General features: G+C 68.0%; 14 protein-coding genes. 3 read left to right on the top strand and 11 right to left on the bottom strand.

Annotated features, from left to right (window positions below):
• Window positions 1-819, bottom strand: an 819-nt coding sequence (locus VH499_RS08670) for an alkaline phosphatase family protein (protein ID WP_332052312.1), incomplete at its 3' end; no start/stop codon positions are given.
• Window positions 820-955: 136 nt separating this feature from the next.
• Between VH499_RS08670 and VH499_RS08665 the strand changes: the two genes are divergently transcribed.
• The 3 genes from VH499_RS08665 (at window position 956) to VH499_RS08655 (ending at window position 4,936) form a co-directional block, all read left to right on the top strand.
• Entirely contained in the window at window positions 956-2,635 is a 1,680-nt protein-coding gene (locus VH499_RS08665; RefSeq protein WP_332052311.1) for a Na/Pi cotransporter family protein, read from the top strand.
• Between the two features lie 148 nt (window positions 2,636-2,783).
• On the top strand, window positions 2,784-3,977 hold the full coding sequence (locus VH499_RS08660) for a cyclic nucleotide-gated ion channel (protein WP_332052310.1): 1,194 nt from the start codon (window positions 2,784-2,786) through the stop codon (window positions 3,975-3,977).
• A complete protein-coding gene (locus tag VH499_RS08655) occupies window positions 3,974-4,936 on the top strand; it encodes a hypothetical protein (RefSeq protein WP_332052309.1) in 963 nt (320 codons plus the stop codon). Before VH499_RS08660 ends, VH499_RS08655 begins: the two co-directional genes overlap by 4 nt.
• A 24-nt stretch (window positions 4,937-4,960) precedes the next feature.
• Here the strand turns inward: VH499_RS08655 and VH499_RS08650 are convergent, their stop codons facing one another.
• The 10 genes from VH499_RS08650 to VH499_RS08605 form a co-directional block, all read right to left on the bottom strand.
• Window positions 4,961-5,731: a 2'-5' RNA ligase family protein gene (locus tag VH499_RS08650; protein WP_332052308.1), complete on the bottom strand. Its 771-nt coding sequence runs from the start codon at window positions 5,729-5,731 to the stop codon at window positions 4,961-4,963.
• Window positions 5,732-5,876: 145 nt separating this feature from the next.
• Window positions 5,877-7,178: a glycosyltransferase gene (locus VH499_RS08645; RefSeq protein WP_332052307.1), complete on the bottom strand. Its 1,302-nt coding sequence runs from the start codon at window positions 7,176-7,178 to the stop codon at window positions 5,877-5,879.
• Window positions 7,179-7,180: 2 nt separating this feature from the next.
• Window positions 7,181-8,425, bottom strand: coding sequence for a glycosyltransferase family 2 protein (locus VH499_RS08640; RefSeq protein WP_332052306.1), 1,245 nt, complete (start codon window positions 8,423-8,425; stop codon window positions 7,181-7,183).
• An 8-nt stretch (window positions 8,426-8,433) separates the two neighbouring features.
• Window positions 8,434-9,147 carry an ABC transporter ATP-binding protein gene (locus VH499_RS08635; RefSeq protein ID WP_332052305.1) on the bottom strand — a complete coding sequence of 238 codons (714 nt, stop codon included), beginning with the start codon at window positions 9,145-9,147 and terminating at the stop codon, window positions 8,434-8,436.
• Between the two features lie 2 nt (window positions 9,148-9,149).
• Complete coding sequence (locus VH499_RS08630; RefSeq protein ID WP_332052304.1) at window positions 9,150-10,415, bottom strand: ABC transporter permease; 1,266 nt, start codon at window positions 10,413-10,415, stop codon at window positions 9,150-9,152.
• Window positions 10,415-11,413 carry an HlyD family secretion protein gene (locus VH499_RS08625; protein WP_332052303.1) on the bottom strand — a complete coding sequence of 333 codons (999 nt, stop codon included), beginning with the start codon at window positions 11,411-11,413 and terminating at the stop codon, window positions 10,415-10,417. Before VH499_RS08625 ends, VH499_RS08630 begins: the two co-directional genes overlap by 1 nt.
• Window positions 11,414-11,452: 39 nt before the next feature.
• Window positions 11,453-12,577, bottom strand: a complete 1,125-nt coding sequence (locus VH499_RS08620; protein ID WP_332052302.1) for a polysaccharide biosynthesis/export family protein — start codon at window positions 12,575-12,577, stop codon at window positions 11,453-11,455.
• 77 nt (window positions 12,578-12,654) lie between these two features.
• Entirely contained in the window at window positions 12,655-13,065 is a 411-nt protein-coding gene (locus VH499_RS08615) for an STAS domain-containing protein (protein WP_332052301.1), read from the bottom strand.
• Complete coding sequence (locus tag VH499_RS08610; protein WP_332052300.1) at window positions 13,062-14,204, bottom strand: glycosyltransferase family 2 protein; 1,143 nt, start codon at window positions 14,202-14,204, stop codon at window positions 13,062-13,064. The genes VH499_RS08615 and VH499_RS08610 overlap by 4 nt, the downstream gene beginning before the upstream one ends.
• A gap of 6 nt (window positions 14,205-14,210) precedes the next feature.
• A partial coding sequence (locus VH499_RS08605; protein ID WP_332052299.1) for an ATP-binding cassette domain-containing protein occupies window positions 14,211-14,751 on the bottom strand: 541 nt, incomplete at its 5' end.

Genomic DNA, 14,751 nt, shown 5'->3' with positions numbered 1-14,751 from the left:
CTGCAGATAGAGGACGTCGGGCCGGCCCGCCGCATCGTGCTTGTCGTTCATGCCGTGGTCGGCGGTCAGGACGACGGTGCAGCCCATGGCGTCGAGCGTCGCCAGGTAGCCGTCCATCATGGCGTAGAAGTCGTCGGCGACTGCGGATCCGGGCGGGTGCTTGTGCTGGATGTAATCGGTGGTCGAGAGGTACATGATCTCGGGCCGGTCGCGTTCCATCAGTCTTACGCCGGCGGCGAAGACGAAGGCCGACAGCGCGGCGCTGTAGACGTCCGGCACCGGCAGGCCGACCAGCGTCGTCACCTCGGCAATGCCGTTCTCGCCCTGCGTCGCCTCGCCGGCCTTCTCCGAGGAGAAGCTGCAGGCCTTGCCGGGGCCGAGCGAAAGCCCTTTGCCGAGCAGGCCGCGCAGCTTGTCCTTGGCCGTGATCACGGCGATCCGGCAGCCGGCGCGCTGCAATGCCGGAAACAGCGTCTCGACCCGGAGGAAGCGGGGATCGTTCATCATCACCTCGCGCCCTGTCTCGGGATCGAGGAAATAGTTGCCGCAAATGCCGTGCACGGACGGCGGCCGGCCGGTGACGATCGAGAGGTTGTTGGGGTTGGTGAAGGACGGCACGACGCAGTCGGCGATCAGATTCGTGCCGGTCTCGAGCACGGCGGCAAGCCAGGGCGCGCGCCCCGCCTCGGCCGCGCGTTCGATGTAGCCCGGCTCCGAGCCGTCGATGCACACGACGACGGTCGGCCGCCGCGGCAGGCGATAGCGCCGGCCGTTCACCGTCACTTCTCCGCCGATCGTGCGTGCACCGTCTGGAGACATGCGACCCTGTCCTTGCATCGCCCGAGCACACGAGCGCACTCGATGATCGGCTCGCGCAACGATTCCGTCCAGTGTCGCCTGGTACACTGTCAAAAATCTTTCATCGCCTGCCGGCGAAGCGTAGGTTGCGGCAATCATGCACGGCGTCGACACCATCCTGAACATCCTCGGCAGCGTCACCCTGCTGCTGTGGGGCGTGCGCATGGTCCGGACGGGCCTGACGCGGGCCTTCGGCGCGACCTTGCGCCGGGCCATCGGCGCCTGCTCGCGCAACCGCTTCACGGCCTTTGTCGGCGGCCTCGGGCTGACCGGCCTGCTGCAGTCGAGCACGGCCACCGCCCTTCTGCTGGCGTCCTTCGCCGGCCGCGGCCTGATCTCGCTGCCGATCGCGCTGGCCGTGATGCTGGGCGCCAATGTCGGCACCACGCTCACTTCCCAGGTGCTGTCGTTCGATCTCGGCTGGCTGTCGCCGTTCCTGATCGCAGCCGGCGTGATCGCCTTCATGACGATCGCTTCGGACAAGCCGCACCATCTCGGCCGGGTCGGCATCGGGCTCGGCCTGATGCTGCTGTCGCTGAAGCTGCTGACGGGCGCCATCGAACCGTTGCGGACCTCGCCGTCCTTCGTCGCCGCACTCGCCGGCATGCAGGACGAGTACGTGATCGCGGCCGTGCTCGCGACGGTGGCGACATGGTTCATCCATTCCAGCCTGTCAGCCGTGCTGCTGATCATGTCGTTTGCCTCGAGCGGCATCATCAGCCCGGCGCTGGCGCTCGCCATGGTCGTCGGCGCGAACGTCGGCGGCGCGCTCGCGCCCTACATGGACCAGTCGTCGACCGACATCGACGCCCGCCGCGTGCCGCTCGCCAACCTGATCTCGCGGCTGGTGATCGGGGTTGCCTTCCTCTTCGTCCTCGTGCCGACCGTGCACTGGCTGTCGCTGCTGGAGCCGGCGCCCGCCCGCATCGCCGTCAACTTCCATTCGCTGTTCAGCCTCGTGGCCGCCGTCGTCTTCCTGCCGCTGATCGACCCGGTCGCCAACCTCTGCCGGCGCCTGCTGCCGGCGCGGCCGGTGGCCGACGATCCCGGCAAGCCGCGCCATCTCGACCCGAACGTGCTCGATACGCCTGCCGAGGCGCTGGGCTGCGCGCTGCGCGAGACGCTGGCGCTCGGCGATCGGGTGGCCGACATGCTGCGCCAGTCGATCGACGTGTTCGAGCATTCCGACCCGAAGGCGGTGCGCGCCATCGAGCACGCCGACAACGCCGTCGACCGGCTCTACGAGGCGATCAAGCTCTACCTGATCCAGACCTCGCGCACCGATCTCGGCGAGGAGGAAGGGCGGCGCTACGTGGAGATCCTGACCTTCACGACCAACCTCGAGCATATCGGCGACATCATCGACAAGAATCTGATGGAGCTGGCGGCGAAGAAGATCAAGAACCGCTATGCCTTCTCGGCCGAGGGCCTGGGCGAGCTCAAGGCGTTCCATGCGCGGGTGTCGGAGAACCTGCGCCTGGCGCTCAATGTCTTCACCACGCGCGACATCGCGCTGGCGCGCCGCCTGGTCGCCGAGAAGGCCGCGATCCGCGAGGCCGAGGCCAAGGCCGGCGACAGCCACTTCGCGCGCCTGCGCGAGGGCCGGCCGGAATCGATCGAGACCAGCTCGATCCACATGGACGTGATCCGCGATCTCAAGCGCATCAACGGCCATCTGACCTCCGTCGCCTATCCCATCCTGGAAGCCGCCGGCGAGCTCGCCGACACGCGCCTCAAGGCGGCCCAGCCCTTGCGCGACGTCCCCGCCGGCTCCTGATTCAGCGGCGGCGGCAGCGCGCCAACCGGAGCGCGAGGTCGCGCGTGGCAGCCGCGGCGTGACCCGCCCCATACCGGATGCGAGGAAGGTCCCGGCCGGATCGCCGCCGCGTTGCAATCCACGGGCCAAGCTGCCTATGGTCCGGACCGTGGCGGCGACGACCTCGACCTTGCGCGCTCGTGTCCATGCAACGCTGCGGCATTCCGACAACAGCCAAAGCGGCCGGCGGTGGCGCGCCTTCCACCTGTTCGCCCTGGGATCGGGCCTGATCGCGGTCGCGGTTTCCTCTGTTGCGAGCCTGCCGGAGGCCGCCGCGCGCGCGCTGGCCGTCGTCATCACCCTCGTCGCCGCGGTCTTCCTCGTCGAATATGCGCTGCGGCTATGGTCCGCACCCGAGTCGCCGCGCTACGGCGGCCTGTCAGAAGGCCGCGCGCGGCTGCGATGGGCGTTTTCCGCCACCGGCCTGATCGGCTTGCTCGCCATCGTTCCGGCATTCGCCATCACGGTGCGCGCGGTCGGGGCCGAAAGCAACATCGCCTCCATCTTCTGCATCCTCTGGATCCTGAAGCTCGGCGTGCACGCGCCGGCGATGGGTACGCTCGCGCGCGTCATTTCCAACGAGCGGGCCACGCTTTCGAGCGTGCTGATCGTCTTCGTCATCGTCCTGGTGGCGGCCGCGACGGCGACGCACTTCTTCGAGCGCGACAGCCAGCCCGAGCTGTTCGGCAACCTTCCGTCCTCCCTGTGGTGGGCCGTGGTCACGCTCACGACGACCGGCTATGGCGACGTGGTGCCCCATACCGTGGGCGGCCGGATGGTCGGCTCGGTGGTCATGGTGAGCGGTATCGTGGTGCTCGCCCTGATGACCGGCATCCTCGCCACGGGTTTCGCCGAGGAGGAACGCCGCCGCGAATATCTGCGCGTGTGGGATCAGGTCGTGAAGGTGCCGATGTTCACGGAGCTCGGCACCGTCACCCTGTCCGAGATCGTCAGCAAGCTCCGGGTCCGCCATTATCCCGCGCGCTTCGTCGTCGTGCGGCGCGACGAGGCCGGCGACTCGATGTTCTTCATATCGGAAGGCGAGGTCGAGGTGCGCCTGCCGCGCGAGCCGGTGCGGCTGGGTCAGGGCGGGTTCTTTGGCGAGATGGCGCTGCTCGACCGTCTGCCGCGAAGCGCCACCATCGTGACCACCCAGCCCACGACGTTGCTCGTCCTCTACGCCAGCGACTTCTACGAGATCGCCGCTCACATTCCGTCTCTCGTCGCGGCGGTGGAGAAGGAAGCGCGGCGGCGCCGCCAGGAGAACGAGGCCGCAGGAGCGCTGACGGGCGGCATGACGTGACGTCGTGTGCCGTGCACCATGAATGGGGCCGGCTCGGCGTGGCGATCGTCGGCATCGCGCCGGCCGACGAGATCGTCGTGTTCCACGAGGACTCGCAGCGATGGCTGGCGCCGCAAGCCGCCGCTTTCTGCCGGGCCCATGCCGGCCGGCGCCTGATCGACGTCGATGCCGCGCGCGCCCGGCGCATCGATGCCCAGGTCGAGAGCCTGGCGGCGTTGCTGGAGGCCGAGGCGGTCACCGTCCATCGGCCCGAACGCCTGCAGGGCGCCGAAAGGCGGTTCCTGGCGCCGAACGGCGAAGGCGTGCAGCTCTTCGCGCGCGATCCGCTGGTCGTGATCGGCGGCCATGTGATCGATGCCTCCTTGCGCCTGCTGTGCCGACAGCGCGAGCGCTTCGGTCTGCGTCCACATGTGCAGCGGCTGACGGCCGGCGGCGCCCCATGGTCGAGCGTTCCCTTCGGCTCTCCGGGCGCAGTCGACGGTCCCTTTCTCGAAGGCGGCGACGTGCTGCTGAACGGCCGCGAGATCTATGTCGGCATGTCCGGCTGCGCCACCGACATGGCCGGCATCGATTGGCTGCAGGCACTGCTCGGCGACAGCCATCGCGTGATCCCGGTCGCCCTGCGATCGAATGTCCTGCATCTCGACTGGGCGCTGGGCCTGCTCAGGCCCGGCCTGCTGGTGCATTGCCCCGACTGGCTGATCGATGGCCTGCCAATGTCGTTGCGCGCGTGGGACAAGATCGCGCTGTCGCCGGCCGAAGCCGGCGAACTGCAGACCAATGTCCTCGTGCTCGATCAAGACCGTGTGGTCGTGGAAGCCGGCAGCCGGCGACTGGCCGAAGAGCTGCGTTGCCGGCATGTCGAGACGATTCCCCTCGCCTTCGACGGGCCGGTGAGCCTGGGCGGCGGCCTCCGCTCGGCGCATCAGCCGGTGCGGCGCGGAGGCGCGCCGGTGTGATCCAGGCCGTGTATGTGCCTCGCCTCAGGGCGTCAGCGTCAACGCCTTCAGTTCCTTCCGGGCTGTGCCGAAAGTGCCAAGCTGATAGACCGATGCGCCGGTCGACGAGAACGTGAACGAGTCGAACGGCTCGGCCAACATCTTGTTCAAATAGGTTTCCGTTCCGACCCCGATCGTCACGTGCGGATTGAAATGCCTGCCCGCCGCGATCGTAACGAAATGGGAGACGTATTCGATCAGGGATTCCTGGATGTCGCGTCCGCCATCTTCGCTGAAGAACGCCGCCGGGGTCCCGGTCTTCACGGTGTAGGGCTCGACGGCCTTGATCAGTTCATCTTGCAGCCGATGCAGGTCGTCCGTCGGCTCGACGACGATCCCCGCGAGGCCGACCGGCGGCGACCGGATGTAGTAATATTTGAAAGCCTTCAGCGTCCATGAGGTGGGCTTTTCCTTGGCCAGAACCGCATTCGCCGCGGCAAATACCTTGTCGAGGTCGGCCGTGCGGACGAACTGCTGCAACATGGTGACGTGCGGGTGGTGCGTCTCATCCAGAGTAAAGCCCTTCGGAAAGGACTTGAGCAGACGAGCGTTGGCGTCCTTCGCGTGCCGAAGCATCGTCGCATCGGGTTCGAGCGCGATGTCGATCGCTGTCACGCGATTCTGTTGCGCGACGGCCGCTGGGGCGAAGCCGAGCACCAAGGCCAGTCCGAGACCGATGGCCGCAAGGACTGGCGCCCAGGGACGACCCGGATAATCCAGAGGGGCAGGAATGCGTGCCAAGCCGGCAGTTTTCATCGCTGTGCGCCCTAAAGAAGAAAGGTGTCGTCGAGGGGAATTTGGTCGAACGCGACCCGGCGCACTATGCGCTTTCGGCGGCTTTCAAGTCGTCGTTCGGTGCCTTGACCGATCGCTCGGAGCCACACGGATCAGCATCGACGGTCTAGTTGCCGCGCTTGGGTGTGCGGTCGAAGACGACCGGCTTGGGCGGCGCGGCGGCCTTCCTGAGATGCACGAACAGGCTGCGCACCACGGTCGCCACCTGGCCGCCGACGAAGCGCAACAGCACGACCGCGAAGCGCAACGGCCGCATCTCGCCGTCACGGATGAAATTGTGTCCGGCGCGCAGGAAGGTGGTGGCGCACGCCAGCACCCAGACGAGGGTGAGGATCAACGCAGCCAACAGCAGTGGCACCAGCGTCGGCGCCAGGAGGCCCGCCAGCAGGCCGGACACCACGCCGACCAGCAGCACCGGCTGGTTGAGCGACATGCACAGATGCAGGAGCGCCGCTCCCTTGGCGGCCAGCGACATGTCGCGGCTCTTCAGGATCACCGGGAACATGCGCATCGAGACATGGCGGAAGCCGTCCTGCCAGCGCTGCTGCTGGCGCAGCCATGTCCCGGTATCGGCCGGCAGCTCGCCGGGCACCGCAACGCTGGTCAGGAACACCGCGCGCCAGCCCTTGACCCAGCCGCGATAGGTGAGGTCGAGGTCCTCGGTCACGGTGTCGCCCTTCCAGCCGCCGCCCGCCTCGATGGCGGCGCGCTGCCAGATGCCGCAGGTTCCGTTGAACGGCAGCGGATGGCCGGCCCAGTAGCGCGTCGCCTGCTCGATGCCGAGATGGGCGTCGAGCGTCACCATCTGCATCTCGGTGAGCGCGTTCTCGTGCGGATTGAGGAAGTCGAAGCGCGCTTGCACGAAGGCGGTATCGGGCTCGGCCAGAAACACCCGCATGCAGCGCCGCAGGAAATCGGCCGGCGGCACGTAGTCGACGTCGAAGATGGCGAAATAGTCGTGCGGCGTCTGCTGCATCGCCTCGTGCAGCGCGCCGCCCTTGAAGCCGCTGCGGTCGGTGCGCTGCAGCGCGACCACGTCGAAGCCCCTGTCCCGCAGCTCGGCGGCCACGGTGCGCGCGAGCTCGGCCGTCTCGTCGGTGCTGTCGTCGAGGATCTGGATGTGCAGCTTGTCGCGCGGCCAGTCGAGCCGGGCCGCCGCTTCGACACCGCGGCGCAGCACCGGGCCTTCGTTGAAGGACGGGATCTGCACCACGACATGCGGCAGGCCGGAATCGGCCGGCAGAGGCGTCCGCAGCAGCCCCTCCTCGTGCTCCAGCCCCTCGTGCCGCAGGCGATGGTGCAGCACGACCATGTAGAGCAGGCTGCCGATGAACGCCGCGAGCAGCAGACAGCAGACGCCGAACACGGCGGCGAGGAGCAGAGCCAGGAAGGCGACGACGGCCATCATGGTCAGGTGCCGGTCTTCGGGGTTCGCCTGAACTCTGTCTTCCGGCCGAGGGCCGCTGCGACGATCGCCCCGGCATTGGCTGCGGCAAGGTAGACGATCAGCGCCGGCACGGTGGCCGCGGTCGCGAGATAGTCCAGCAGGCCTCCGCGCTTCAGGCGATGGTAGGCGCCCCAGGTCATGCCGAACAGCACGATCAGCATGAGGATCAGCCATATCCACAGCAGGGACCCGAAGAGCGGCAGGAGCTGGCCGTGGCCGATCATCGACAGGACGAGGGCGGCAATGCCGATCGCAAGGACGGGGAAGATGAGCTGCTGGCCGAGCGCAACCGTGGTGACGAGCTTGGCTTCGCCCCGCCAGCCCGAGCTCCACACCCTTGGCAATAGCTTGCGAGCCACCTGGACGAAGCCCTTCGACCACCGGCTCTGCTGGGCGCCGAAGTCACCCAGCTGCTGCGGCAGCTCGCCGGTGACATGCGGTTCCATCAGGAACACGCCGTCCCAGCCTTCGAGATGCGTGCGCAGCACGAGGTCGAGATCCTCCGACAGCGTGTCGTGCGACCAGCCGCCCGCTTCCTCGACCGCGGCGCGGCGCCAGATCCCACCGGTGCCGTTGAACTGGAACGGCACGCCGCGGCGCGCCCGCACGTCCTGCTCCACCGCGAAATGCGCATCCTGCATCAGCCGCTGCGCGCGCGTCAGCCAGTTGCGGTCGCCATTGCCCCATTCGATCCGCGTCTGCACGAAGGCCGCCCTTGGCGCAGCCAGCAGCGCCGCCATCGCGCGGCGCAGCCAGTCCCCCGGCGGCACGAAATCGGCATCGAACACGGCGACGTAGGGCGCGTCGCAGAGCGCCATGCCGGCTGCCAGGGCGCCGGCCTTGAAGCCGATGCGGTCGCGCCGACGGATATGGCTCGCCTCGATGCCTTCGCGCTGCAGGCGCGCGACCGCATGCTGGGCGATATCCGACGTGAGGTCCGTGCTGTCGTCCAGCACCTGGATGTTCAGCCGGTCGCGCGGCCAGTCCAGGCTGCCTGCCGCCCTGATCGCGCGCTCGACCACCATCGGCTCGTTGTAGACCGGAATCTGCACCAGCACGCGCGGAAGCTCGTCGGGCAATGGCGCCGCCGCGCCTTCGGCGCGCGGCAGATCGGCCAGCCAATAGAGCAGATAGAGGAAGTAGCCGGCGATCGCGAGCTGCGCCAACAGGCAAAGCACGACGACGAGGTCGATGACGATGAGCAGCACGATCGCGGTCAGTGGTAGTGGATCGGCACTTCGAAGCAGCGGCCGTCCTCGATATGAAGGCGCCGGTTCGCGACGTCGAAGATGCGCTCGTCGTGGGTCGACAGCACGACGGCGCACTTGGCGCGCATGGCGAGATCCTTGAGCTGGTCGACCACCAGCCGGCCGGCGACGCGGTCGAGGGCGGAGGTCGGCTCGTCGGCGATGATCAGGTCGGGCAGGCCGATCATCACGCGGGCGATGGCCACGCGCTGCTGCTGGCCGCCCGACAGCTCGTCCGGCCAGGACTCGGCCTTGTCGGCCAGCCCGAGCAGGCCGAGCAGGTGGCGGGCCCGGGTCTCGTCCCAGTCCGGATGGGTCAGCGCGGTCGTGGACACACCGGCGATGACGTTCTGCAGCGCCGTCAGCGACGACAGGAGGTTGCGCTTCTGGAACAGGAAGCGCACCCGGTTGCGCAGCCTGTCCAGTTCGGCGTTGGCGAGGCCGCCGACATCGGTGCCGAGCAGCCTGAGCTTGCCCTCCGACGGCCGGCGCATGGTCCCGAGGATGGTCAGCAGCGTCGTCTTGCCCGACCCGGACGGACCGGTGACGATCAGCAGTTCGCCTTCGCGGACCTGCATGTTGATATCGAACAGGACGTCGACGCGCTGGGCGCCGTCGCCGTAGTGGTGGTGCACGTCGATCGCTTCGACGACCGCCGGGCCGAGGAGAGTGTCGGTCGACATGGCTACTCGAACAGCATGATCGGGTCGACCTTCCACAGCCGCCGGATCGCGAACAGGCTGGAGACGACGGTCATGACGATCGACGCAAGCAGCGACACCACCATCTCGCGCAGGCCCATCGTCATGCCGAGATGGATCGAGGCCTCGGCGACTCCGTAGACGACGCGCGCCATGGTGAAGGCGACGATGTAGGCCGGCGTTATGATGGCGGCGCCGATCTGGCCGATCATGCACAGGAAGAACCACCAGTCGTAGCCGAGGCTCTTCAGGATCGCGTATTCGGGCAGGTAGAAGCGGATGATCTGGTACTGCGCGTAGTAGATGAACACCATGCCGATCATCAGGCCCATGACGAAGCCCAGGTCGGTGATGTAGCCGACCGGCGTCTCGCGCGACCAGTAGCGCCGTTCGCGCGCCTGGAACTCCTCGCGCGTCACCACCTCGCCGCGGCCGGCGAGGTCCCGGTTGAGCTGATCCACGACGGCCATCTTGTCGGCGCCCGGCACCAGCCGGATGCCCATGAAGGCCGGGCGGTCCGAGTACCACTCGCCCAGGATCTCGTCCATCGACGCTTCCGACATGATGATGGCGCCGTCGTTCACCACGTTGGGCCCGATCGCCACGGTGCCGACCACGAACATCTCGCGCAGCAGGCCGCGATTGTCGGGCGGACCGGTGACAGGAACTTCCTGGCCGCTTTGGGCGCGCGTCGCCAGGTCGCCGAAATAGGGCCGCGAGTCGCGGTCGAACAGGATGCGGCGCGTGACGCGAAGCTTGTAGAGGTTCTCGCGCAGGCCCGGCACGTCGATCGCCGGCCGCTCGACGTCGATGGCGTACCATGCCAGGCGCCGCGCGACCGGCATGTCGGCGCCCTTGAGCGACATGACGCCGAACCAGAAGGGCAGAACCTGCGCGACCGAGGGATTGGCCGAGACGACGTCGGTCATGGCGACCGGCACGTCGGCATTGAGCTGCAACGACTTGAAGCCCATCGGAACCAGCACGAGGTCGGTCACGACCGCCTGATGGACGCGGATCGAGGAGTCGTAGACGGCGCGCTCGATGCCGAGCTGCGCGAACACCACGAGCAGGCTTGCGGTCACGCCGGCGAGCGACAGCAGCGTGCTGGTGCGCTGGCGCTTGAGCTGCTGGGCGCCGAGCGGCATCGCGGCGGCGGTCCGGGCGGCGGCCCGCAGCGGCGCCAGGGAAAAGAACGGCCATCTCCAGCGCAGCCGTGGCGACGCAGCGGCAGGCAGGGAGATGGCCATCAGAGGAAGGTGACGCGCGTCTCGCGACCCAGCACCTGCGGCATGCTGGACGGATCGTCGAGCGTGATCTCCACCTGCACGACGCGGGCGTCGGTCGCCGAGCCGCCGTCGGGCTCGGTGCGCTGCATGCGCTTCACCGCGGGAGCGATGCGCGAGATCCTGCCGGTGTAGACCGTCGTGCCACCGCGGAACGTGACCTGCACCTTGCCGCCCACCACGACGCGGCCGAGATGCACCTCGTCGACGTCGGCGAATACGCGCATCTGGCTCATGTCGACGATCTTGGCGATGCCGTACTGGCTGACCCGCTCGCCCGGCCGCGTCCAGATCTGGACGACCAGTCCGTCGATCGGCGAGCGCACGAGCGACTGCTCGCGCGTCGTGCGCGAGTTGTCGAGCCTGGCCTGCTTGATGCTGATGTCGGTGTCGATCTGGGCGAGGTCGGTCGCCAGCGTCTCCTTCATCACCTTCAGCTTGGCCTGCTCGCGCTCGAGCTTCTGCTCGGAGATCTTGAGTTCGAGCTGCTTCTGGTCGGGCGGCTTGCCCGACCGCTGCAGCTCCAGCGCCTTGAGCTTGTTCTCCTCCGCCGTCGACCTGACGACCACCTCCTGCTCGGCGATCTCGGCGACGCGGTAGCCCGACACCATCGCCTCGCGCTGGCGCTTGGCCTTCTCGACCTCGGCCTCGTTGGCGCGCACCGACACGTCGGCGATCGGATAGTTCGACAGGACGGCGATGACATCGTCGTGCTTGACCTTCTGGCCCTCGGCGACCCGCAGCTCGAGCAGCACGCCGCCGCCGCCCGTGTCACCCGCGATCGCCGCGGTGCCGGCCGGTGCATCGGTGTAGCCGCGCGAGATCAGCGGCCCCGTCGCGGCCATCGCTTCCTGTGCGCTGCTGGTCTGCCGGCTGGGAGCGATCCATATCACCAGCGCGGCGATGACGAACAGAATCGCCACGCCGGTCGCACCCCATCTGAACTTCTGCTCTCGCGCCATCCGAACTCGTCTCTCCAATCCGACGCGTCCCCCATCCGATCAGAACGTGGAGGTTGGCGTTACGGAGCCTTTCGCAATACCCACGATCGAGAACGTACGGTAAATCGCGGTCAGAATCTTATTGTACTCGTAAAGTGGCGCATTCGTGACATATATCACGTCATTCGCCTGCATGCCGAATTGCTGGGCCACAAAGATAGACACAGGCTGCATCAGGTCCAGTCGAAAAACCCGGGCCCGGGCGTTCGGATTGTCCTGGATGTCGCCCATTCGGAAAACGTAAACGCCGGTTTTGTTGGCCCGTTCGTCGGACAGGCCATGGACCTCGCCGAGGGCCTCGAGCAGCGTCATGTTGGCCTTGGTCAGGGCGACATTGCCGGCCTTGGCGACGGCGCCCAGCACCGTGAATGTGTGCGAGTTGGGGCGAACCACGATCTCGTCGCCCTTCTGGATGCCGACGTCCGCGCCGGCCAGGAGCTCGGAATACTGCTTGTCGAGGATCACGTTGCCGCGCCGGCGCAGGACGACCTGCAGTTGCGTGGCGACGCCCGTCGGCCCGCCCGCCCGGTTGATGGCATCCACCACCGAGCGTGTTCCCTCGAGCAGGGACAGGCGGCCGGGACTCTTCACCTCGCCCGACACCATGACGGTGTTGTTCCGGTCGGCGACGAACTCGACGATGACCTGCGGGTTCTGCGCCTTGTTGCCGAGTTGCTGGACGATGCGTTGCTCGATCTCGCGCAGGTTCAGCCCGGCGACCTTCACTATCCCGACATAGGGGACCTCGATCGTTCCGTCATTGGTCACGACCTGATTGCCGAAGTCGGCACCCGGCTTCTGGATGGTCGGAAAGATGCTGCCTTCGTAGGGCTCGAAGATGCGGACCCTCAGCACGTCGCCTGGTTCGACCGAGACCCGGGCGCCCGCCGACAGGTTGCCGGTCTCCGAGGGCTGATCGACCGTCGCAGCAGGCCGGTAGGCGACGACGGTGGTCGGGGTGAGATCGATGACATCGAACGGCAGGGCCTCGCTGCTCGTCGACTTCGCGCCGTTCATCCACGGACCATCGCCGGGAATCGCCTGGCAGCCGGCGACGGCCACACCAAGACCGAGGACAATGGCGGTAGGTCGACCGACAGCATGCAGCCATGTCCAGATTGTCAATTCGCGATCTCCGTCCGGAACGGTCGGCATGCAAGCGCCGCTCCGTGTTCCTGGTCCTGCCTCAGCCCGCCGGGTAATTAACCTGCGGCGCCATGGCGGTGCAAGCGGTCTGCAGGGTTTCCCACCGGCTTTGCCCGCAGCTTCGCGGCCGCCTCCTCGGGTGTTCCGACCACGTCGAGAAGCTGGGCGAAGCCGCCCACGACGAGGCAATCCTCGGCCGCCCCGGTGAAGCGACAGAACACGACTCTCGCCTGCTGCTCCTCGGCGTGACGAAGCACCGTCGCCAGCGTGCGCACGCCCGCCGCGCTCATGTAGGTGACGGCACCGCCGTCGACCACGACGCGCGCACCCGGCGCCAAAACCTCGAGCATCGACTTCTCCACATCCTGCGCCGTCGCCGAATCGATATGGTCGGGCAACAGGACGGTGACGATGGCGCCGGCCGCCTTGCCGTCGCCAGTTCCGTTCGCACGCGCTTGTCGGCTCATACGGGCTTCTCCGGCATGCCATCCCCTTTGCTGCGCCACTGGCCGCCGAGATCGGTGCCCCGCCAGTCGATGGTGCGGCCGCCGAGCGCCTGCACCATCAGCAGGGGCGCGAGTGCCTCGCGCACGAAGGCGGCAGCGGCGGCGCGCGGACCAAAGGCGAGGCCGCGCCCCGCCATGAACCATTTCTCGGCGGCAAGCCACAAGCCGGCGTGGAAAATGAGGCCGACCGTCAGCGCCGCCGCACCAAGGCCCATGCCCGACAGGGCGGCGGCTCCGGCAATGCCGGACACCGCGCCGCCGATGGCCGGCTCCCACAGGACCAGTGGCCATACTGGCAACCGCAGGCGCGTGCGGGCCCATCGCACCTGACGCAGCCAGACGTCGCGCCATCCGCGCCGTCCCAGCGGCAGGCGCGGCATGATGGCGCCGAGCCTGGTCTCGAGACCGAGCTCGCGCACGGCGCGGGTGACGGAGTAGTCGTCGGCAATCCAGCGGTTGAAGCCGCGCCAGTTGCCGATGCGCTGCAAGGTCTCGTGCGCCATCACGGTCACGCCGCCCGAGGCGACAGCGATGCCGATGCGGTCGGCGGCGAACAGGAAGCGCGCCTGGTGGCCGTCGATATAGGCCCGTTCGAGCTCGGCCGCGAAGTTCTCCGCCTCGTCGGCGGCCTTGAGCGCCAGCACCAGCCCGACCTTGTCGGAGAGACCCGCGGCGGCCTCGCGCAGCTCGTCGAGGCCGAGCGCAATGCCCGCATCGCACAGCGCCACGACCGGTCGGCTGGCGGCTTCCAGCCCCTTGCGCACATTGTTCATCTTGGGATTGAAGGTCGTGTCGGCCCCGACCAGCAGCAGCGCCTCGGGCCAGATGGCACGCGTCGCTTCGACGGCGCCGTCATCGATGCTCGCGACGCAGATCAGGACCTCGGCGCCCGCCTGCGACAGGGCGCGCAGGCTCGCGACATAGGAGGGCGATGCATCGGCCGCCCCCTTGAGCGGCGCCACGACGCTGAACTCGTCAGGTCGATGGCGCATGCGTGCCGGCGGCCCGGGCGTGCGCGCCAGCGCCGCGCTCAGCCATTGGACGGCCGAGCCCGCGGCCCACCACGCAAGCCCGAGCCAGACCAGGGCGCCGCCCGTCATGTCCCATCACCCGCTCGCGGAGAAGCGGTGGACGTCGTCCTTCTCCACCAGGAGTGCGCGATGATACGAGCGGATGACCTCGCTGGGGTCGCCCTGCTCGCGGATGCGGCCCTCCTCGATCCAAATCGCGCGGTTGCACAGGCGCCGCACCTCCGCCATCGAGTGCGAGACGAAGAGCAGCGTGCCGGATTTGCGGAACTCGTCGATCCAGTCGAGGCACTTGCGCTGAAAGGCGGCGTCGCCGACGGCCAGCGCCTCGTCGACCACCAGGATCTCGGCCTCGACATGGGCGCAGATCGAGAAGGCAAGCCGCGTGCGCATGCCCATCGAATAGTGCTTCACCGGCTGGTCCATGTAGTCGCCGATGCCGGCGAACTCGGCGATATCGTCGAACTTGCGCAGGATCTCGGCGCGCTTCAGCCCGAACACCGCACCGCCGATCATGACGTTCTCGCGCCCCGACAGCTCGACGTCGAACGTCGAGCCGAGGGCGAGCACCGGGGCGATGCGGCCGCTCACCCGAAGCTCGCCGTGGCTCGGCAGCGTC

This window comes from Reyranella sp., from assembly GCF_036558665.1.
Lineage (GTDB): Bacteria > Pseudomonadota > Alphaproteobacteria > Reyranellales > Reyranellaceae > Reyranella.
Note: the sequence above shows the minus strand (reverse complement) of the source record. Positions and strands in the feature narration are given on the sequence as shown.